Origin of the sequence: Maribacter sp. 1_2014MBL_MicDiv (assembly GCF_001865655.1) — a bacterium.
GTDB lineage: Bacteria > Bacteroidota > Bacteroidia > Flavobacteriales > Flavobacteriaceae > Maribacter > Maribacter dokdonensis.
Window position 1 is genome coordinate 1,610,779 of the sequence record NZ_CP011318.1, and the last position, 21,496, is coordinate 1,632,274.

The 21,496-nt window shown below is 35.1% G+C and carries 18 protein-coding genes; 9 read left to right on the forward strand and 9 right to left on the reverse strand.

Annotation, left to right across the window (positions count from 1 at the left end):
- Nucleotides 1-4 precede the first annotated feature (4 nt).
- A complete protein-coding gene (locus tag YQ22_RS06675) occupies nt 5-388 on the reverse strand; it encodes a DUF2007 domain-containing protein (RefSeq protein ID WP_058104861.1) in 384 nt (127 codons plus the stop codon).
- 6 nt (nt 389-394) lie between these two features.
- On the reverse strand, nt 395-1,552 hold the full coding sequence (locus YQ22_RS06680) for an aminotransferase class I/II-fold pyridoxal phosphate-dependent enzyme (protein WP_071340558.1): 1,158 nt from the start codon (nt 1,550-1,552) through the stop codon (nt 395-397).
- Nucleotides 1,553-1,859: 307 nt separating this feature from the next.
- Here YQ22_RS06680 and YQ22_RS06685 point away from each other — a divergent pair, with 307 nt between their 5' ends.
- The 7 genes from YQ22_RS06685 to YQ22_RS06715 all read left to right on the forward strand — a co-directional run bounded on the left by YQ22_RS06685 (nt 1,860) and on the right by YQ22_RS06715 (nt 8,663).
- The gene (locus YQ22_RS06685; RefSeq protein WP_071340559.1) at nt 1,860-4,514 is read left to right on the forward strand and encodes a PAS domain S-box protein; all 2,655 of its coding nucleotides are present in this window, start codon (nt 1,860-1,862) and stop codon (nt 4,512-4,514) included.
- Nucleotides 4,511-4,921, forward strand: coding sequence for a response regulator (locus tag YQ22_RS06690; protein ID WP_071340560.1), 411 nt, complete (start codon nt 4,511-4,513; stop codon nt 4,919-4,921). The genes YQ22_RS06685 and YQ22_RS06690 overlap by 4 nt, the downstream gene beginning before the upstream one ends.
- A gap of 92 nt (nt 4,922-5,013) precedes the next feature.
- The gene (locus YQ22_RS06695; protein ID WP_071340561.1) at nt 5,014-6,813 is read left to right on the forward strand and encodes a M61 family metallopeptidase; all 1,800 of its coding nucleotides are present in this window, start codon (nt 5,014-5,016) and stop codon (nt 6,811-6,813) included.
- Nucleotides 6,814-7,347: a GNAT family N-acetyltransferase gene (locus YQ22_RS06700; RefSeq protein ID WP_071340562.1), complete on the forward strand. Its 534-nt coding sequence runs from the start codon at nt 6,814-6,816 to the stop codon at nt 7,345-7,347. It begins immediately after the preceding gene.
- Nucleotides 7,348-7,423: 76 nt separating this feature from the next.
- Nucleotides 7,424-7,951 (forward strand): DUF2975 domain-containing protein, encoded by a 528-nt coding sequence (locus YQ22_RS06705; RefSeq protein ID WP_071340563.1) that lies wholly within the window; start codon nt 7,424-7,426, stop codon nt 7,949-7,951.
- A 2-nt stretch (nt 7,952-7,953) separates the two neighbouring features.
- A complete protein-coding gene (locus YQ22_RS06710; protein ID WP_071340564.1) occupies nt 7,954-8,454 on the forward strand; it encodes a DUF2975 domain-containing protein in 501 nt (166 codons plus the stop codon).
- Between the two features lie 2 nt (nt 8,455-8,456).
- Nucleotides 8,457-8,663, forward strand: a complete 207-nt coding sequence (locus YQ22_RS06715; protein ID WP_071340565.1) for a helix-turn-helix domain-containing protein — start codon at nt 8,457-8,459, stop codon at nt 8,661-8,663.
- A 54-nt stretch (nt 8,664-8,717) separates the two neighbouring features.
- Here the strand turns inward: YQ22_RS06715 and YQ22_RS06720 are convergent, their stop codons facing one another.
- The 7 genes from YQ22_RS06720 to YQ22_RS06750 form a co-directional block, all read right to left on the reverse strand.
- Nucleotides 8,718-8,996: a F0F1 ATP synthase subunit epsilon gene (locus YQ22_RS06720; RefSeq protein WP_058104852.1), complete on the reverse strand. Its 279-nt coding sequence runs from the start codon at nt 8,994-8,996 to the stop codon at nt 8,718-8,720.
- A gap of 78 nt (nt 8,997-9,074) precedes the next feature.
- Nucleotides 9,075-10,583 (reverse strand): F0F1 ATP synthase subunit beta, encoded by a 1,509-nt coding sequence (gene atpD / locus YQ22_RS06725; RefSeq protein WP_058104851.1) that lies wholly within the window; start codon nt 10,581-10,583, stop codon nt 9,075-9,077.
- A 169-nt stretch (nt 10,584-10,752) separates the two neighbouring features.
- Nucleotides 10,753-12,387, reverse strand: coding sequence for a G-D-S-L family lipolytic protein (locus YQ22_RS06730; protein ID WP_071340566.1), 1,635 nt, complete (start codon nt 12,385-12,387; stop codon nt 10,753-10,755).
- Nucleotides 12,388-12,405: 18 nt separating this feature from the next.
- Entirely contained in the window at nt 12,406-15,195 is a 2,790-nt protein-coding gene (locus YQ22_RS06735; RefSeq protein WP_071340567.1) for a TonB-dependent receptor, read from the reverse strand.
- Between the two features lie 257 nt (nt 15,196-15,452).
- Nucleotides 15,453-17,297: a glutamine--fructose-6-phosphate transaminase (isomerizing) gene (gene glmS, locus YQ22_RS06740; protein ID WP_071340568.1), complete on the reverse strand. Its 1,845-nt coding sequence runs from the start codon at nt 17,295-17,297 to the stop codon at nt 15,453-15,455.
- A 156-nt stretch (nt 17,298-17,453) separates the two neighbouring features.
- Nucleotides 17,454-19,373, reverse strand: coding sequence for a DUF4270 domain-containing protein (locus tag YQ22_RS06745; protein ID WP_071340569.1), 1,920 nt, complete (start codon nt 19,371-19,373; stop codon nt 17,454-17,456).
- Nucleotides 19,374-19,378: 5 nt separating this feature from the next.
- Entirely contained in the window at nt 19,379-20,188 is an 810-nt protein-coding gene (locus YQ22_RS06750) for a glycogen/starch synthase (RefSeq protein WP_071340570.1), read from the reverse strand.
- 102 nt (nt 20,189-20,290) lie between these two features.
- Between YQ22_RS06750 and panC the strand changes: the two genes are divergently transcribed.
- Nucleotides 20,291-21,136 carry a pantoate--beta-alanine ligase gene (gene panC, locus YQ22_RS06755; protein WP_071340571.1) on the forward strand — a complete coding sequence of 282 codons (846 nt, stop codon included), beginning with the start codon at nt 20,291-20,293 and terminating at the stop codon, nt 21,134-21,136.
- Nucleotides 21,137-21,144: 8 nt separating this feature from the next.
- A complete protein-coding gene (gene panD, locus YQ22_RS06760) occupies nt 21,145-21,495 on the forward strand; it encodes an aspartate 1-decarboxylase (RefSeq protein WP_071340572.1) in 351 nt (116 codons plus the stop codon).
- Nucleotide 21,496: the final 1 nt, after the last annotated feature.

Sequence of the window (21,496 nt, forward strand, 5' to 3'; positions counted from 1 at the left end):
TTTCTTACTTTGAATTAGTGATCATGTTACAATTTAGGCACTTATATTTTCTTTTCTCGAAAAATGGAAAAAGTTTATAAAATATACCCTTACTGTTATAATATGGCTCTGACCTCCGCGCTTTGCAATTAGGACAAACAATGGGTTTTCCATTATTATCCAAGGCGTACGTTCTAATACTGTTATAGACAGCAATTGCTCTTTCTTTATCTTTAGAATATACTTGCAACTTTACACCACCAATGGCATTACTGATCAATGGATCTGAGTTCAAGGTGTTCTCATCCCTAAGAAAAACGGGTATACCCTCAGATTCTAGCTTACCTTTAACAATTTGCACATCGGCAACATATTCAAAAGATGCCAATTGATAGAATTTATTCTCCATAGACCACTACATATAATTAGCCAATAATTTTACCAAAAGCCCAATCTCTTCCTTTGAATTATAACTATGTAAACAAATTCTTAACCGTTCTTGTCCTACTGGCACCGTTGGCGATAGAACAGCTTTTAAATTAAAACCTTTATCCAACATCTTATTAGCTACTTCTTTTGCGTTTTTAGAACCAGGTATAATACAACCTTGAATAGCAGAATCACTTGGCAAAAAACAAGCTTCTAATTTATGTGATGCTACTTGTTTTTTAAAGTACTCAATGTTTTCAAATAGTAATTTTCTAGGCGCTTTACCAAGTTCATCCAAAAATTCATGAGCAGTTATAATTGTAGCTAATGAATGTGGTGTTAGGCCAGTAGTGTATATAAATGATTTTGCAAAATTAACTAGATAATCTTTCAAATCTTCAGAGCCAAGTATTGCTGCACCATGGCAACCAAATCCTTTCCCAAAAGTTACCGTTCTAGCAAAAACATCTTTTTCCAATTTCAACAATGGCACCATTCCTTCTCCATTATTACCCAATACCCCAACCGCATGAGCTTCATCCACTATTAGACAATACTCATTTGATTTAGCATATTTAGCAAAGGCTTTCAAATCAGGAGAATCTCCGTCCATGGAAAAAATGCTTTCCGTTACAATAAAAACCGTGTATGTTTCATGTTCATTTCTAGCTACATTCAAAGCTATTTTTTCCTTTAAACTAGCAAGGTCGTTATGTGAAAAACTATAGGATTTGACGTTACTTAAACGCAACCCTTCTCGTATACTAGCGTGTATATACTCATCATAAAATACCAGGTCGCCTTTTTGGGGAAGAGTACTAAATAGCCCTATATTGGCATCATACCCAGAGTTAAAAACCAATGCCGCATTAGATTTGTAAAAGGTGGCCAATTGAGATTCTAACCTAGTAAATAATTTGTGATTTCCAGATAATAATCTTGACCCTCCAGAACCATTTGAGGCAACACTTTCAGTCAATAATAATTGAAAAGTTTTAGAAAATAAGGTCTCGTTAGTAGCAAAACCTAAATAATCATTGGATAAAAAATCAATTAAACCTTCTGTGGTATTAAGTGTACGTAAAGTACCTTCTTTTTTACGCGTTTCTAAAACTCGCTTTAATCTATTAGGCAATTGGCTCATAGCACAAAAATAACTTTTCTATGAAAGGATTATAACCAAATTGAAAATTTCATGAAATTTTTCTACCATCTTATCAATATCACTGACAATCCTTTAAGGTTTTGATTGAAAACGTTGCAAATATTCATTTATCAATCTGATAGATAACCACTTAGATGATCATAAAATTTAGGTGTATTGAAGAAAAAATCAATTAAATGCATTGATAAACAAACTTAAATACTATTTTTGCCTCTTTTTTTAAAGAAATTTCTTACTATTATTTTAGAATATTAGAATAAGTAACTATCTTCTTACAAAGATAACCATGAAAGGGAGAAATATTTTAGATACTAATAGATTAAAAGCATTGATTTCTTTTGATGTTATGGATACTAATCCAGAAGCTATCTATGACGAAATTACATCTTTAGCCGCTTCTATTTGTAATACCCCTGTAAGCTTAATTTCATTAGTTGATGATAAAAGGCAGTTTTTTAAATCGCACTTCGGATTTGAAGGTAATGGTACTCCTTTAAAAGAATCTTTTTGCAAGCATGTTATTACCGACGATTTAGATGTACTAGTAGTAGAGGACACTCATGCAGACAAACGATTTCAAGACAATAAACTTGTTACAGAAGACCCCAATGTAGGTTTTTATGCCGGTGCCTCATTAACCACAGCCGATGGACACCGACTTGGTACATTATGTGTTATCGATTATGAATCAAGGCAACTTAATGAAACTCAAATAGACGGACTACAAACCTTAGCCAAACAAGTTGTTCATCTTTTAGAATTACGTAAGGCGAAAAAAATTGAACAAGACCAAAAAATTGAACTTGAGAAAAAGGGTCGACTTTTAGATAACATTGTTTCTGCCACCGGCATAGGGTTTTGGGAACGTAATTTCGCAAACGATACCTTTACTTTAAATCCACAAGGCATTGACATTTTAGGCATAGATCCCAATACAGTAAAAAATTTTACAACCGATGACTGGTTTAAACTAATTAACCCTGAGGATGTAGCTGAAGTTGAGAAAAAAATGCTTCAATGCTTACAATACCCATCTAAAGATTGTAGCGTACAATACAGATTCTTACAAAAAAATGGGGAATTTAAATGGATACATGAAAAAGGTAAGGTACTAAAATGGAACGAAGCTAAAGAACCGTTAGTTATGTACGGTACTTTACAAGATATAACAGAGAAAAAAAGCTTTACAACCGAGCTTCATAGGGTCAAGAATAACCAAGAGGCTATGATCAATAGCACTAGGGACCTCATGTGGTCTATAGATTTGGATTTTAAACTAATTACGGCCAATACCGCATTTCACGAACTGATTAAAAAAATCCAAGGTGAACCTTTCAATGAAGGAGACTCTGTTTTTTCTACAAGCGTACCTAGCAGTATTACGGAAAAATGGAAATCTTATTATACCAAGGCAATTAAAACCGGTAGTTTTTCGGTCAAACAGAAAATACAAGACCCCAGTAAATTTTGGACCACATACGGGTTAACCTCTTTTGATTTAATGTATAACAAGGAGGGGGAAAAAATAGGGATTACCTGTTTCTCAAAAGACATTACCTCAGAAATCTTATCTCAGCAAGTTTTATTAAGTGCAAAAGAGGAGATGCAAAAAATAATGGACACTTCTTTAGATATTATATGCACCCTTGATGAGGAAGGATACTTTTTAAGTATTAACAGAGCAGTAAACGATATTTGGGGCTATGCACCAAAAGATATTATTGGTACCAAATATACTGAACTGATCTATGAAGAGGATATAATTGTAACAGAAGAAAATGCCGAATTTGTATTGTCCGGAAACAAAGTAGTCAATTTTGAAAATAGATATGTTCATAGAGATGGTCATGCCGTTCCTATGCTTTGGTCCTCTAACTGGGATGAAAAAGATTGTGTATATTATTGCATAGCCAGAGATAATACCGAAAAGAAAAAAGCGGAACTTCAATTAGAAAATAGCGAACGTAGATTTAAGACTTTGGTACAAGAGAGTAGTGATATCATAACTATACTAGATGCCGAAGCCAATTTTAAATATGTAAGCCCAAGTTCAATGAAGGTCATTCAAATAAGCCCCGAAGAATTTGAAGGACAAAATGCTTTCGATTACATACATCCAGATGATTTAGAGCGTGTAAAAACACAGTTCAACAAAATAACCCAAAATGATTCTATAAAAATAGAACCGTTTAGATTTAAAAATAAACTGGGTGAATGGCGATGGTTTGTAGCCAATGTATCCAACCAAATACACGAACCTTCAATTCAAGGGGTTATTATAACCTCTAGAGATATTAATGAAACCAGAATTGCAAAAGAACAACTAGAGCAAAGTGAACGCAGATATAAAACCTTAGTGCAAGAAGGCAGCGATATGATCTGTATTATGGATGAAAATGCCAACTTCACATATGCAAGTCCTACTTCTTCGAAAATCTTGAATATTACACCAGAACAATTTATGGGTACTAATGCGTTCGATTATGTGCACCCAGATGATTACAATAGAGTATTTAATGAGTTTATTAAAATTCTAAAAGTTAACCAAGTATCCATTAAGCCATTTAGATTTAAACATGGGGACGGACACTGGATCTGGTTAGAAACCATTATTACCAACAAAATTGACGAACCCTCATTAAAAGGAATTGTGGTAAATTCTAAAGATGTTACCACCAAGGTTCAACATTTAAATGCCATTGAGGAACAAAATGCCCAATTGAAAAAAATAGCATGGACCCAATCACATATCGTTAGAGCTCCAGTAGCAAGATTAATGGGTTTGGTAGACTTATTAAGAGACGATAAAGAAAAATTAAAGCCTGAAGAAAGAGATCAAATTCTCAATTATATAATTACATCGGCAGATGAAATTGACAATGTTATCAAAGATATTGTAGACAATACCATTAATGCCATCGATTTAGACGAAAATAAATGAATTATAAACTTATAATAATTGAGGACGATCCCATTTTTACATTTTTACTGGAAAAAGGAATTGATCATGCCGAACTACAGGGTGAAATATTAAATTTCTCAAATGGAAAGCCCGCAATAGAACACCTTAGCAATTCCTATTCAAAATCCCATAATTACATTATTTTTCTTGATTTAAATATGCCAGTAATGAACGGATGGGAGTTTATGGATAAATTAGAATCTATTGCAACTCCAGATAATTGTATGGTATTTGTGCTTACTTCTTCTGCTTATAGAGATGATATTGAACGTTTAAAGAAAAAGTCATTGGTATCGGATTTTGTAACCAAACCAATTACAGAATTTCATTTAAAAGGTATTAAAGATACCATTATAGAAAAATTCGAAAAAAACGGAATTGTATAACCCCCCTACTTATCACCCCATATTTTCATTTTAGAATCCATTTTTCCAACATTCATTTACCAGCTTCATTATCTTAGCTAAAAATCTAAGATATGCGCTATCTCACCCTTTTACTTTTTTTAGGATTACATATTTCAAGTATTACCGCACAATCTAGTACCTATGTAATATCATTTGATAATGCGGTACATCACGAAGCCGATATTTCAGCAACCTTCAACGAAATAATTGAAGACACTTTATCACTTAGGATGAGCCGCACATCACCAGGTAGGTATGCACTTCATGAATTCGCTAAAAACGTATATAACTTAAAGGCATTTGACAGTAAGGGCGATGCACTACCCATTTCAAAAAACAACCCATATGAATGGCTTGTTCCTAAACATGATGGCACTGTAAAAATCACCTATACACTTTATGCCAATAGAGCGGACGGAACGTATTCTCAAATTGATGAGACACACGCCCATTTGAATATACCGGCAACCTTTATGTACGCCCCATCCCTAAGCACAAGAAAAATCACTGTAGATTTCAAAACCAGAGATGATTTAAATTGGAAGATAGCTACACAATTACCTTTAATAAAAAACAACACCTATAGCGCTCCAAATCTGCAGTATTTTATGGATAGCCCAACCGAATTAAGCAATCACAAACTAAGGGAATTCAATATAGATGGGCAAACCATAAAATTAGCGTTACATGATCCATGTACCGAAGAAGAAGCATCCACATATTTTGAGAAAGTAAAAAAAGTGGTTCTTGCCGAAAAAGAAGTATTCGGAGAGCTACCCACATTTGATTATGGTTCGTATACTTTTATTGCTTGCTATGTACCAAATGCTTCCGGTGATGGCATGGAGCATAGAAATTCTACAATTTTGACCAGCACCAGAACATTATCAAATGGTGGTATGGATAGAAATATAGGGACCGTTTCACATGAGTTTTTTCATAGCTGGAATGTGGAACGTATTAGACCAAAATCTTTGGAACCGTTTAATTTTGAAGAAGCAAACATGAGTGGTGAATTATGGTTTGCAGAGGGCTTTACAAGTTATTATACCAACCTTATTTTATGCAGGGCAAGCTTAATTACACCTGAAAAATATGCAGAAAGATTAACAGGCACTTTTAACTATGTATGGAATTCACCTGCAAGACAATTCTTTAACCCTATAGAAATGAGTTACCAAGCTCCTTTTGTAGATGCGGCAACTTCCGTAGACCCCGTTAACAGAGAAAATACCTTTATTTCATATTACTCTTACGGCAGTGTTCTTGGGTTAGCTTTAGATTTACAACTACGTAATGAAGGTCTTAATTTAGATGATTTTATGAAGCTGGTTTGGTCAACCTACGGTAAAACCGAAAAACCTTATACCATTGAAAATTTGAACGAACTATTGAACACGTACGCCGGTAAAACATTCGGCAATAACTTCTTTAATAGTTTTGTTTATAAAAGCGAAATGCCGCAGTATAACGAACTATTTAAAACAGTTGGCATAAGTATGTCTCAAAATGCAGAAATAGCCTATTTTGGTGCCGCTGTATCTATAACAGATGATTTAAACGGTAAAATTAGAAGCAATACCAAAATTGGGAGTCCGGCTTACCTTGCCGGATTAGATAAAGACGATATCATTACTTCAATAAACGGAGAATCATTCCCTAATGGAATTCAATTTAATTCGTTTATCAATGAAGGATTCAAACCAGAAGACACTCTTTCAATAACTTTTTTAAGAGATGGTATGGAAAGAAAAACTGAGGTCATTTTAACCTCTGAACCAAACTATGCCATCAACTTAGTGGAGAAAAATGTCAAAGCTCCTTCAAAAAAAGTATTAAAAGCCCGCCAAGCTTGGCTAAAAGTTGAATAAATGAGCTTAATATATACTATCGCCACAACCAAAGAAGAATTAATACAAATTCTTTCTTTACAAGAAATGAACCTAAAATCAGCTGTTTCCGATCTAGAAATACAACAAGAAGGATTTGTAACTGTACATCACAATTTAGATGTGCTAACTAGAATGAACAACGCCTGCCCCCATATTATCGCAAAAGATGGTGATAAAGTAGTTGGTTACGCACTTTCAATGACTGATGATTTTAAAGATGAAATTTCAGTTCTAAGACCAATGTTTACCGAATTAGAAAATGTAAACATTAAAAATTTTATTACCATGGGGCAAATCTGTGTTGCCAAGACCCATAGAAAAATGGGTGTTTTCCGTGGACTCTATAACGCCATGAAAAAAGCCTCTTACCCAAAATATGATACCATAATTACCGAAGTTGATGCTACAAACAGCAGATCATTAGGTGCACATTACGCCGTTGGTTTTGAGAAAATTTGCACTTATCATTCTTTGGGTCAAGACTGGGAATTGATTTCTTTGAAGACATCATAATCCAATAAATTTTATTTTTATTATTGTTTTTCGATAATTTTTATATATTTATTATCGTTAAACAATAATATCTTTTATGAAAAGTCTTCTTACTGCACTCAAATGGCTTATTAATTTTTTAATTTTCTCCGTACTAATATCTATAATTATAAACTTAGGTGAACTATCAAAATACGTTCTAACAAAATCTGATTTGCTTCAATATTTCGGTGAAGAAAATAGCTGGATACTAATGCTTCTAATTCCTTTACCAACTGTTTTATTACAAGGTTATATATTCTGGCTTCTTTTGAAATTTAGAAAAGTAATACCTGAATTTAAAACGGATACAATATTTACAGAAAAAAATAGTGCTATATTTAGAAAGGTCGGTAACGGACTTATAGCCTATTCTGTATTAATTTTCTTTATAAGGTTAATAGAAAAATCCTTTGAAAAAACTTTAGAATATGGTGTTTCAGCTTCATATACCTTAGGCAAAAATTTTGGAACGGCACTAAGCGGCAGAATATCACTTTTAGTAATAGCTATTTTTCTACTTATTATAGCCCAATTAATTAAAGAAGGCTATCGTCTAAAACAAGAAAACGACCTAACTATATAATTATGCGACACACTGAACTGTTTAAAGTACTAATAGATATTCTATTTTATACCCTTTGTCTTGGACTTTTAGTAATATTATTTTTTGGTCCTTTAGGGTTGAATCCTATTGCTCAAGAAAATAATTTCGTCCAAGAATGGGATGCAATTTCATGGTTAATATTAGTCATATCTATTCTTGGCTATATCTTACTAATAATTGGAGTCAAATACCTAAAGAACGTAGCTGGGATAATGACAAAAAATATAGGTTTCAGTCCATCAGTTCAAATCAATCTAAAAAAATCAGGTAAGTCCTTAATATTCAGTTCACTCTTAAACTACCTAACTTACGCCTTAGTATTCGTGAAACAATTAATTTCAAATGTACCAGTTGAAATTATATTTGATAATAATTTACTCCTTCAAGTATTCATAACAATAGTTGGATTGTATTTTATTATTCAAAGTGATATTTTGAAAATGACATATAATATAAAAACAGAAAACGACCTAACCATATAATTATGAGCATTGTCGTTAACTTAAATACCGTATTAACAGACCGTAATTTAAAAAGCAAAGAACTGGCTGAAACGATTGGTATTACCGAAGCTAACCTATCCATACTTAAATCAGGTAAAGCAAAAGCCATTCGCTTTTCTACACTGGATGCTATTTGTAAGGCATTAGACTGCCAACCTGCCGATATTCTTGCTTACGAAAAGGAATAAAAAAAGGCTACACTTTTAAGTGTAGCCTTTATAATTTATAATAAAATGTACTAATTAATCCGCTAGTACAATTACTTTATTATTCTTAAGTTCAATAGTACCGCTAGAAATTTGTAAAACTGTATTTCCGGCAGCATCTTTAGTGAACTTAGACGCATACTCTTTATCTAGAGTTATATTGCCCGCAACTTTCACCTTACCCTCTTGTAGTAAAGAAACAATTGGAGCGTGATCTTTTAACATCTGAAACTCACCATTTATACCAGGTACTGTAACTGATGTTACTTCGCCAGCAAATAAGGTAGCTTCTGGTGATACAATTTCTAAATACATATCTCTTTTACTTATGAGTTATGAGCTATGAGTTATTAGTTTCAATTCTGAACCATAAACTCTGAACTCTGAACTTAATTACGCTTCAGTCAACATTTTTTCACCAGCCTCAATCGCTTCTTCAATAGTACCTTTAAGGTTAAAAGCTGATTCCGGCAAGTGATCTAATTCACCATCCATAATCATATTAAATCCTTTGATAGTCTCTTTGATATCAACTAAAACACCCGGTATACCTGTAAACTGCTCTGCTACGTGGAATGGTTGAGATAAGAAACGTTGTACACGTCTTGCTCTACCTACCGCAGACTTATCTTCTTCAGATAATTCTTCCATACCTAAAATGGCGATAATATCCTGTAGTTCTTTATAACGCTGTAATAGCTCTTTTACTCTTTGCGCACATGCATAATGCTCTTTCCCTAATATTTCAGCTGTAAGAATTCTTGAAGTCGAATCTAAAGGATCTACCGCAGGGTAAATACCAAGCTCGGCAATTTTACGAGACAATACCGTTGTTGCATCTAAGTGAGCAAAAGTTGTTGCCGGTGCTGGATCCGTTAAATCATCCGCAGGTACGTAAACCGCTTGTACCGAAGTAATAGAACCTCTTTTAGTTGACGTAATACGCTCTTGCATAGCACCCATTTCCGTAGCCAACGTAGGTTGGTAACCAACCGCAGATGGCATACGACCTAATAACGCCGATACCTCAGAACCTGCTTGGGTAAAACGGAAAATGTTATCTACGAAGAAAAGTACATCTTTCCCTTGACCATCACCTGCTCCATCACGGAAATATTCAGCAATTGTCAACCCTGAAAGTGCAACTCTAGCACGTGCTCCAGGTGGCTCGTTCATTTGACCAAAAACGAATGTCGCTTTTGAACCTTTCATTGCTTCTTTATCAACTTTCGTCAAATCCCATCCGCCATCTTCCATAGAGTGCATGAAATCATCACCGTACTTAATAATACCAGATTCCAACATCTCACGAAGCAAATCATTTCCTTCACGAGTTCTTTCTCCTACTCCTGCAAATACTGAAAGACCACCATGACCTTTAGCAATGTTGTTGATCAATTCTTGGATCAATACCGTTTTACCTACTCCGGCACCACCAAATAATCCAATTTTACCACCTTTTGCATAAGGTTCGATCAAATCGATAACCTTAATACCAGTGAACAAAACTTCCGTAGATGTAGAAAGATCTTCGAATTTTGGAGCTTCTCTATGTATTGGAAGACCGGCTTCACCTGCTTTAGGCAAATTACCAAGACCATCGATAGCATCACCGATTACATTGAACAAACGACCATATACGTCATCACCTACCGGCATTTGAATCGCACTACCTGTAGCCACTACTTCAACCCCTCTACTAAGACCATCGGTAGAATCCATAGAAATAGTTCTTACCGTATTCTCGCCAACATGAGATTGAACTTCCAAAACCAATTTTGATTTGTCCTTATTGACAATTTCCAAAGAATCATAGATTTTAGGAAGATCTGCACCTGATTGAAATTCTACATCAACTACGGGGCCAATGATTTGCGAAACTTTACCTGTAACTTTTGACATTAGTTATATGTTTATATATTACGTTTAATAAAACCTGAAAAAAATGCTCTCATTTTCAGGCTGCAAAGATATAGTTTTCAATTTTAAAGAAAAACTGTTTTTTTTCTTTTTTACAAAAGTAAAAAGGTGCCCTAAAAGCACCTTTCCTAAATTCATATTTTACACACAATTATTGTAGTGTTGCCGGGTAATTCGTAGGATAATCTCCTACGTTCAACAAATTACCGGATTCTTCAAAATTAGAACCATATGTTGCATCTATTGCCTTCATGAATTCATTAGCCAACAATGCATATCCTCTTGCAGTTGGATGTATACCATCTAAAGAGAATGCGCTACCAGTTACCAAATTTGAGGTTAATGTAAAATCACCACTTGTTATTCCTCCATTCGCCAATTGGTTCAATAGTCCATTTGCATCAACCAGAGCTAAACCTGCTTGATTAGCCGTAGCTTCTATAATTTGATTGAAAGCCGCTGTAGCCACGGCAATTTCTTCTTGCTCACTAGGAATTAACACCCATTTATCCTCTAATGGCAATGAAATACCTTCAACTGAAAACTGTCCTGCCAATGTCTGTGGTAAACCTGCAGCCATAAGAGCAGCAACGGATTCTGTATTTACTGTTCCTATAATAGAAGAGCTTGGTAATACGAACAAATCATCTTCAGTTGCTTCTCTTGTTTGCCCATAAGTACTACCCAATAACCCCGCCACTAAAGGCGCAGCTTCTACTGGCAGTCCAAAAGATTGTACAAAAGCCGGAAATGTAGGACTTGCACTAAGTACACCAGCTATTTGAGCTGACAAATCGGTCAACGTTTCATCTCTTATTACGACTTCACTTGCCGCGGTTGTGGAAAATTCTATGGAGCGCTCTGGCACACCCAAGAAAGCATACACTTGATTCAATTGCCCAAAAATGCCATTTAAAGTAGCAATTTGATCTCCAAAATCTGGATTGGTAGGATCTAACGGGTTATGTGGCACTGTTGTAAAATGAGGCACATCTGTAACATTAGGAATGTTGGCAACGACCCCTTGAGCACCACCTGCAGTTAATGTTGCGATCAAAGCTCCATAACTACCATCAAAACCTTGACCTGGCGCACCGGAAATAGGCGTAATAGGATCTGTTCCGTCACCTCCCGTAGTGGCATATCCTAATACATCATTATTACCTATCCATAAAGAGAAAAAACTAGGGGACTGACCAACTGCCATTTCTAAAACGCTAATATCTGGCGTGGCACCGGTCATTCTTACAAAATAAGGATTAGCAAGACCTAATTGAACGTTAGCTATATTACCATATCCCGGCGCTAACAAATGAAAACTTTTTGCACCAGGCACCCCTAGGTTATTAAAAGGTCCTGTTGGGTTATTTAAAGCAATATCCGTGGTAACGGTTACATCCCCAATTAAAGATTCTAAAGAAACAGGACCCGCCCCACCAAATACTAGTCTAGGATCTTGTATTCTAGTACCCGCAAGTGCAAGACCGCCAATATTATCATTGGTTAAAGGTTGACTAAAACTACCCCCACCTGCAAGGCTAAATTTTTGCGATAACAGATTGGGCATAGACAATGTCTGACTAGCTTGAAATAAAGCTCCATCTGTAAAACCTGCCGTTAAAGAGTTACCTAATGAAACATAATTAGAGAAATCTGCAGAACCAGCAGTTAACGCGGGCAATTCCTCTACAATGACCTCTGGTTCTAAATCAACATCTTCTGGGTCGTTACAAGCCGTAAAAGCCAAGACACCTAAAGAAATATATAAATATTTTAAGTTTTTCATTTCAACTTTTGATTTTAATTAGTTGTTAATTGTCCAAGAAACATAGTACATAGACCCAATAAGACCCGTACCGAACGCAGTGTTATATTCTTTACCCGTTAGGTTTGTACCCCCTAATTTGAAAGAAGATTTTATACTTGGAACTTCATAGTTAATTTGCGCATCAACTACATGAAATTCAGGGATTACACCATTACCAAAAGTAGCTTCCCAGAAATAATCATCGCTAAATCTATAGGACACATTAAACCCGAAATTTTCAAAAAGTTCCTTATTTCCAAAAGAAGCTTTGAACTTGTGTTCTGGAGTATTGAAGTTCAGCATTACATCTGGATTGGCTTCACGATCAAAATCCAGTTTTGTAAATGTATAACTACCACCTAAATCAAAATTACCCAACACCTTAACATCAAGACCAATAGATGCTCCATAAGAATTAACATTAGCATCAGTATTGGTGTATGTACTATATGCCTGGAAATCTCCATTAGCTATTGCCGCAACTGAAAGTCCGCCATCACCAACTTCTCCATAGTAAGGAGCAACAACTACCTCTTGAGAGATGAAATCTTGATAGCTGTTATAGTAGGTACTAAAATCAATAACTAATTTATCGACCTTACCTCTATACCCGATTTCAAAAGAAGTTACTTTTTCTGGCTTCACTAAATCTGGATTTGCAACTTCAAGAACCGAAGGGTCACCTGTCTCAGCCAAAGCGGTGGCAGAAGCTGCGGAGTAAGAATTATTATATGCAGCTGCACCAGTTTGTGTAACCGACGAAGGTTGACCTAACAACTGACCTGTTGCACTAACATCAAAATCTCTTGAATATTGCTCTAAATTATCAGGTGCAGAACCAACTAAAATTGCTCTACCGGCATCCAAACCAATAAACAGATCCTGAGTAGTAGGATTTCTAAATCCTGTTTGAGCAGACGCTCTTATATTATGATTTCTGTTCAATGTATAACCTGCAGACAATCTTGGAGAATAAAAACCATCAAAAAACTCAGATTTATCATACCTGATAGACCCTGTTAGTTTTAAACTTTTTTCTCCTGCCATAGGCAAAGTCTTTTGAACCTGTGAATAAATTCCGAATTCCGAATAATCAATAGGTCCATCTTCCTCTGAATCTGTATAAATAGTACCTAAAGAATTTAAACTATATTCTCTAAAAGAGCCACCAACTTGTATTTCCGCCCAATCAATTAAATGACTAAAGTTATAATTAGCGTCAGCATGGTAGTATTTAGATTGATCATAGAATTGTGACCCTACACTTAAATCCGGATCTTTTATTACCCTATTAAATGCAGCTTCGAACTCTGGCGTACCTGGCAATAGTCTACCAGATTCAGCTTGTGCCCTTGCAGCAGCATGAGCCTGCTGGTCAGTAGCACCTGCCAATGTTGCCTGCACATAGGCACCCGTATATTCACCAAACCATGTATTATCATCTTTCCATGCTCTGTTAATATTAATTCCGGTAAAAACCATATCATAAGAATCACCAGCTTTATCACCAACTACATAACCCCTAACAAAAAAGTTATCATTTTTGATTTCCAATTTATGTTGTTCTTGAAAGAAACCGGCAATATTATATCTATTAGTACCTTGGTAAATGGTATTACCCGTACCAACTTTACCTACATAAGAAATTTCTAAACTATTATCTTCAATGGGTCTATAATACAAGCCCCAATCCGCTTTAATACTTTCTGCATTATAATTGGTTAGATCTCCTTCATTGTACCCTGTTCTACTAACAATTTCAGAAGGGACTAAAGCATTTGCCCCAGAAGGTAAAATACCTAAGCCCTCTAGCGTAAGTGCAACTTCTTTAATATTGGTAGCTACCTCGTCACCATAAACGTTAATACCGTCATAGTTTAGGTTATCACGCGTACCACCAACTGTATTTCTATCATCTGTATTATTAGCAGCCCAGTCCGTACCTTTTAAGTAACCAAAATTAACCTTAGCCGCAAACTTATTGCTGAACTTATGTGCAGCCCTAATACCAAAATCAGTATAAGAATTATCTCCCGAAGCTTGTTGAGAAGTAATACCTTGTTTAATAGATACACTGATACCTTCATAGTCAAAAGGGCTTTTACTTCGCATAAACAAAATTCCATTAAATGCATTTGCCCCATATAGTGCAGATGATGCCCCAGGCAACAATTCAACACTTAACACATCTGGCTCTATAAGACCAACCAAATTACCAATAGGGAAATTCAATGCAGGTGTAGAGTTGTCCATACCATCTACAAGTTGCATAAAACGTGTATTGGCAAAAGATGCGAAACCTCTGGTGTTAACCGATTTAAATGTTAAACTGTTTGTGTTAACGTCTACACCTTTAAGATTTTCAAGACCGCCATAAAAATCGGCAGCCGTGGTATTCTTTATTTCCGAAATACCAATTCTCTCAACGGTTACCGGAGATTCAAAAATACGCTCAGGAGTCCTTGAAGCAGATATGACTACCTCATCCAAAAAGGTTTGAGATTCATTTAAAACAACGGTAATAGTTTGGCTCGCACTAGTAATATCTTCTGTACTACTCGTATAACCAATACTTGATATTTCTATTTTGAAAGGTGGCACTTCTGATGTAGCCAAATTAAAATTACCATCAAAATCTGTTACAGTCCCAATGGTTTTGCCAACAATAACAATATTGGCCCCGGGGATAGGCACGTTGTCCTGGTCAACAACATTACCACTGATATTAGTTTGGGAATACGCAAAGGTTCCCATAATCATCAATGCTAAAAGTAGTATTGCTCTCATTCTTAATTATAGTTTAAAATTAGTTGTGGGTTAAGATACAGATTATTTTATACCAATAATAGTAATTTGAAAAAAATTATGCATGCATAGTATTATTTTAATAATTATATAGCTATTTTACTAGCAAAAACGCAATTAACTATTCTTTTGCAATTAACTAAAAATCAACTTAATCTACCTAAATTATTTTTTGACTGAACGAAAAAAAGGGGTGTGATTGCAATCACACCCCTTTTTAAAATTATTATAATTTTCTTTTATTCCACCGTTACAGATTTGGCAAGGTTTCTTGGTTGATCAACATTACAACCTCTCATTACCGCAATATGGTACGAGAGCAATTGCAAAGGTATTGTAGTCAATAACGGCGTCAAACTTTCTAAAGTCTCCGGCACCTCAATTACGTGATCTGCCAACTCTTTTACCTGTTCGTCCCCTTCAGTAACAATTGCTATAATTTTACCTTTTCTAGATTTAATTTCTTGGATATTGCTTACCACTTTTTCATAATGTCCTTTTTTTGTAGCAATTACAAAAACTGGCATATGTTCATCGATAAGTGCAATTGGACCATGCTTCATTTCCGCTGCCGGATATCCTTCAGCATGAATGTAACTGATTTCTTTTAATTTAAGCGCTCCTTCTAGTGCCACAGGAAAATTATACCCTCTTCCTAAGTAAAGACAATTAGTTGAATCTTTATAGACATCCGATATAATTTCAATTAATGTATTGGATTCCAAAGATTTTTCAACCTTACTTGGTATAGTTTCCAATTCAGTTAAATACTCATGGTACTTAGATTCTGAAAAAACACCTTTTGCCTTAGCCAGTTTCAAAGCCATTAAGGTCAACACAGTAATTTGAGTAGTAAACGCCTTTGTTGAGGCAACCCCAATCTCTGGTCCGGCATGTGTATAGGCTCCGGCATTTGTTTCCCTAGCAATAGAAGAACCTACCACATTACAAACACCAAATACAAACGCACCTCTTTCCTTGGCCAATTTGATTGCCGCTAAAGTATCTGCAGTTTCACCAGATTGTGAAATTGCAATTAATACATCTTTATCTGTAATAACAGGATTTCGATACCTGAACTCTGAAGCATACTCTACTTCTACAGGAATTCTTGCTAAATCTTCAAATATATATTCTGCAACCAAACCTGCATGCCAAGATGTACCACAAGCAACAATAATAATTCTATTGGCATTTAAGAACTTTTCCATATTAAGGTCAATTCCCGCCATTCTAATTAAACCTTGATCTGCCAACAAACGTCCCCTATAGGTATCTTTTATAGCTCTAGGTTGCTCATAAATCTCTTTTAACATAAAGTGATCATAACCACCTTTCTCAATTTCTTCAAGATTCATTTGAAGCTCTAGAATTCTTGGATACGCAACTGCATCATCCTTAATTTTTCTAAGCTTTATTTCTTTTCCAAGTCTAATAATGGCCATTTCCTCATCTTCTAGGTAAACGGCGTTATTAGTAAATTCAATAAACGGAGAAGCATCCGATGCTATGAAAAATTCTTTTTCACCAACACCAATAGCTAAAGGACTACCCAACTTAGCCACTACAATCTCATCTGGCTTATTTTTATCAAATACTGCAATTGCATATGCGCCAACAACTTGGTTAAGTGCTATTTGAACCGCTTTACCAAGTTTAACATCTTCGGTTTTCTTAACCTCCTCAATTAGATTAATTAATACTTCTGTATCGGTATCAGACTGAAAGGTATAACCACGTTTGGTCAACTCTTGTTTTATGGATTCATAATTTTCAATGATACCATTATGAATTATTACTAGATCACCTGAATTGGAATAATGCGGGTGTGAGTTAACATCATTTGGAACACCATGTGTTGCCCAACGTGTATGACCAATACCTATAGTACCAGCCTGCGAAATACTCTTTGCCTTATTCTTTAAGTCTTCTACTTTCCCTTTTGTTTTAGAAAGATTTATCTGATTACCGTCATACAATGCAATACCTGCACTATCATAACCTCGGTATTCCAATCTTTGAAGTCCTTTTATTATTATAGGAAAAGCTTCCCTATGTCCTATGTAACCAACAATTCCGCACATATTACTTTCTATTTGAGTATTTTATATTCAATTCTAATTGCAGCAAAACTAATTAATTACGTCAATAGAATTAAACCATTTAGTGTAAACAACGTTACTATTGTACAAGTGGTATGTCAACAACTAAATTAATATCAAGGAAAATAGAACCACTTACTAATTTGCTTGAGTATAATAGATTTCCAACTTTAACCTCTTATCAAAATTTGGATCAGTGGCTTCTAAATTACTCCCGTAAAGAATAGTCCCTAATGGTGTTAACGTTGAAGTAATTGGCAATTCTTCTTCACCATTTGTAACTTTTGCATCTGATATATTCCAATTTTGGATATTCGTAGCTAAAGTTAAACCTAATGTAGCGTTTGTAGAATCCCTAACGACCATATCGTTGATATGATCGGTGATTTTTACAGAATAACGCACACCTTTACCATTAGTCTTTTCTATTACGCCACCATAATTTGGGTAAAAAGCAAACAGATTAGGAGTACCCGCTTCAGCCAAAGCAACATCTGTCGATGTATCGATCAAAGGGAATTTATTTTCAGCGTTGTACAAATAAAGTCTTGGCGGCTCTAATGTACTACCTGCAGCATCCAATTGATCTCTGTCAATATAGAACACCAAATTTGCTTCGTTAATCACCCAATCTTCACTTCTTATTTGTTCAAGAATATTTTCACCACCATCTTCTTCAAACAAATTAATTTCCGCATATGTACCAGGACCTCCTTTAACATATATTCTTGCTGCATTTTCATCGTTATCCAAAGCCTGCAATATCTGCGGTCCGTAATTTTCAGTAATTAAAGTATTTACGGCGTTTCCAGAAATTACACCAGTCGATGTATTTTGAGTTAAAAAAGAAAAAGTAAAATCTCTTTCTAAAATATTATTTGGGTTATCATCACTAGTATCATCTGTGGTACCATTGGTATCATAGTTTGTGTAACTATATGTCATGGTAATATTTGAACTTCTTAAATCGAACATGAAAAGTACATTGTTACCATCACCATCGACTATAGAGAAATGAAGACCACGTATAAATTCAGTGAAATTAGATTGACTGATCAATTCTGAACTACCTTCCTTATCCAAAATATTTTCCTGAAAAAAATCATTGTCCAATGCTACTCTAATTCCTGGTGGCAACTTGGTATTTGTTTGCGCTTCATCTACATCTTCTGTAGATTCATCATCTTCATTCTGAATTAAAATTTCCTCATCAATGATTTCTACATCACCCTGAAACAAAGGATCACCTGTAACAAAATCCGGTGAAAACACTTGATTAGAATAATATTGTTGTGCTTCTTGAAAACTGGCATTTGGATCCAAATCTCTTAAGAAGAAGGTAGATCGCTCAACCTTTAAATTAAATTTTGGCAGTGGAGATTTAGCTACATCATCATAATTAACTCCGTTAATATAAATACTATCCAACTCCACCTTTTCAGCAAAATTGTCAGCAAATATAGTGGCGCCGTCTGTATCATTTAGACCATCACGATCAGCATCCACACTTGTATCATCTAAAGGATCTGTATTCGATGCGGTTTCTATAATGTTCGAAACCCCATCGCCATCGTTATCATTATCACTATTCTCTGGCTCGGCATCGTACTCATCGGCAACACCATCTCCATCAGTATCCAACGAATTCGTTAAAAAGGGAATATAAAGATATACCTCTTTTACCGTCTCATTTTCCTGAACTGTTGTTATAGCCTCATCTGTAGTACCCGCCCTATCTTCCTTATCTTGAGAAAAACTCCCAAAAGTAGGATTTGCTGTACTAAGAAATAATTGCGAAGTTACAGATGCCTCGGTTTTGCCATAAATTGGGTCATTATACGTACCCAATTGATAAACAGCCAACTTATTGGTCTGTACCGCTTCTATGTTTTTATTATAAGCAAACACATCATAGACTTCTTTACCAGTAGCAAAAGGCTCATTACCAACTACACCAGTACCTACGGTTGTTAAATCTTGCTCACAAGAAACTAAAAAAACCAACATCAAAAACAATCCCAAAAATTTGGGGAAAGCGGACTTAGCAATAAAATTCATGCAGATTATTTTAAAACTTCGGTGTTATAAAAATTTGCATACGCCTCTTCAAACTCTTGAACAGGTACATATGGCAACACGGGTTTTTCTTGGTTGGTAATATGGCTCTCTAATTCTTCTGGAATATCCTCAGAAGCTAAAATTACAGCATCGGAATAATCAACAGCTACCTTTAACAAATTATTATAAGTTGGCTCGCCTAAAGAAGCAATTTCTTCTTCTGGTATACCATCAAAAGAAATTCTTTTGATCATGTCCTTATCCAAAGCCCCTTCAAAAGTTTTACCATAAACCGACAAAACAATTTTACTGTCACCAAAAAGCGGCTCATCAGCATAGTATTTCTTCAAATACAATGGAAGCAAGCTAGCCATCCAACCGTGAACATGAATAATGTCTGGTGACCAATTCAATTTTTTCACAGTTTCCATAACACCTTTTGCAAAAAATATTGCACGTTGGTCGTTATCTGGAAAAAGGTTTCCCTGCTTGTCTGTAAAAGTGGCTTTACGCTTAAAGTACTCTTCGTTGTCAATAAAGTAAACTTGTATTCTTTCTTTTGGAATAGAAGCCACTTTAATAATCAATGGCATATCCATATCATTAATGACCAAATTCATTCCAGAAAGTCTAATTACTTCATGTAATTGATGTCTTCTTTCATTGATGTTTCCATATCTAGGCATGAATATTCTAATCTGGCCACCATTACTGTTGACCATTCTAGGTGCTTCATAAGACATTAAGGAAACTTCGTTTTCGGGTAAGTAAGGAACTAATTCAGAAGATACAAACAATATCTTTTTACCATTCATAAAGGTTATATTTTATTTTTCACTGGAACGTAACCGCAAAATTACAAAAAATATAGAGATTAGCAGTAATTATAGTAAGTTTGCTCGCTAATGCAATTTTCAATGCAGGTAATTAAGACCAAAAAAGTACTTACAGAAAAACTGAACGAACTTGGTAGCAGCCTAAACCTAGGTCTTGTGCCAACTATGGGAGCCCTTCATCAAGGACATGCATCGTTGATAAAAAAAGCGGTTTCTGAAAATGATAAGGTGGTTGTCAGTATTTTTGTGAACCCTACGCAGTTCAACAACTTAGAGGACTTGAACAAATACCCAAAAACATTAGATGCAGATTTACTTTTGATTTCTGAAATTTCAGAAGACATTATAGTATTCACCCCCGAAGTTTCTGAAATATACCCTGAAACCGTTATTCCAAAAATTTATGATTTTGAAGGACTGGAAAAGGTGATGGAAGGGGAATTTAGAGACGACCATTTTAATGGTGTAGGTACAATTGTAGAAGAATTACTAATAGTGGTACACCCAACAAAAGCATATTTTGGCGAAAAAGACTTTCAACAATTACGTATTATCCAAAAACTTACTGAAATAAGACAAATACCTGTTGAAATAATTGGTTGTGAAATTGTAAGAGAAGACCACGGTTTAGCCATGAGTTCTAGAAACGAAAGGTTAAGTAAAGAAATACGACAAAAAGCTGCGTTCATTTATGAGACATTAAAGACTGCCAAAAATAAATTTGGCACGGATAATGTACTGAATATTAAAGACTGGGTAGTTAACGAGTTTAAAAAAACAAACGATTTTGAGCTTGAATATTTCGACATTACCGATGTTGAAACCTTAACACCAGTAATTGATAAAATAAATAATATAAAATACAGGGCGTTTATTGCCGTTTACGTAGAGAACGTACGTTTAATAGATAACATAGCCTTAAATTAGTACAAGTTATGCAAGTAGAAGTAGTTAAATCTAAAATACACCGTGTAAAGGTTACCGGTGCCGATCTTAATTACGTTGGTAGTATTACTATTGACGAAGATTTAATGGATGCCGCTAATTTTATTCGTGGTGAAAAAGTTCAAATTGTCAACAATAATAACGGTGAAAGACTAGAAACATATATTATACCGGGTCCTAGAAAAAGTGGCGAAATAACTTTAAACGGTGCTGCGGCCAGAAAAGTTGCCGTAGGAGATGTTTTAATTTTAATTTCTTATACTTGGATGGATATTGAAGAGGCAAAGAAATTTAACCCTTCTTTAGTTTTCCCTAACGAAGCAAACAACCTATTGACCTAAA

Coding starts and splice junctions, on each gene's coding strand:
- YQ22_RS06675 (WP_058104861.1), bottom strand. CDS start 388: ATGGAGAATAAATTCTATCAATTGGCATCTTTTGAATATGTTGCCGAT.
- YQ22_RS06715 (WP_071340565.1), top strand. CDS start 8,457: ATGAGCATTGTCGTTAACTTAAATACCGTATTAACAGACCGTAATTTA.
- YQ22_RS06695 (WP_071340561.1), top strand. CDS start 5,014: ATGCGCTATCTCACCCTTTTACTTTTTTTAGGATTACATATTTCAAGT.
- glmS (WP_071340568.1), bottom strand. CDS start 17,297: ATGTGCGGAATTGTTGGTTACATAGGACATAGGGAAGCTTTTCCTATA.
- YQ22_RS06690 (WP_071340560.1), top strand. CDS start 4,511: ATGAATTATAAACTTATAATAATTGAGGACGATCCCATTTTTACATTT.
- YQ22_RS06705 (WP_071340563.1), top strand. CDS start 7,424: ATGAAAAGTCTTCTTACTGCACTCAAATGGCTTATTAATTTTTTAATT.
- YQ22_RS06720 (WP_058104852.1), bottom strand. CDS start 8,996: ATGTATTTAGAAATTGTATCACCAGAAGCTACCTTATTTGCTGGCGAA.
- YQ22_RS06685 (WP_071340559.1), top strand. CDS start 1,860: ATGAAAGGGAGAAATATTTTAGATACTAATAGATTAAAAGCATTGATT.
- panC (WP_071340571.1), top strand. CDS start 20,291: ATGCAGGTAATTAAGACCAAAAAAGTACTTACAGAAAAACTGAACGAA.
- YQ22_RS06735 (WP_071340567.1), bottom strand. CDS start 15,195: ATGAGAGCAATACTACTTTTAGCATTGATGATTATGGGAACCTTTGCG.
- YQ22_RS06710 (WP_071340564.1), top strand. CDS start 7,954: ATGCGACACACTGAACTGTTTAAAGTACTAATAGATATTCTATTTTAT.
- YQ22_RS06700 (WP_071340562.1), top strand. CDS start 6,814: ATGAGCTTAATATATACTATCGCCACAACCAAAGAAGAATTAATACAA.
- atpD (WP_058104851.1), bottom strand. CDS start 10,583: ATGTCAAAAGTTACAGGTAAAGTTTCGCAAATCATTGGCCCCGTAGTT.
- panD (WP_071340572.1), top strand. CDS start 21,145: ATGCAAGTAGAAGTAGTTAAATCTAAAATACACCGTGTAAAGGTTACC.
- YQ22_RS06750 (WP_071340570.1), bottom strand. CDS start 20,188: ATGAATGGTAAAAAGATATTGTTTGTATCTTCTGAATTAGTTCCTTAC.
- YQ22_RS06730 (WP_071340566.1), bottom strand. CDS start 12,387: ATGAAAAACTTAAAATATTTATATATTTCTTTAGGTGTCTTGGCTTTT.
- YQ22_RS06745 (WP_071340569.1), bottom strand. CDS start 19,373: ATGAATTTTATTGCTAAGTCCGCTTTCCCCAAATTTTTGGGATTGTTT.
- YQ22_RS06680 (WP_071340558.1), bottom strand. CDS start 1,552: ATGAGCCAATTGCCTAATAGATTAAAGCGAGTTTTAGAAACGCGTAAA.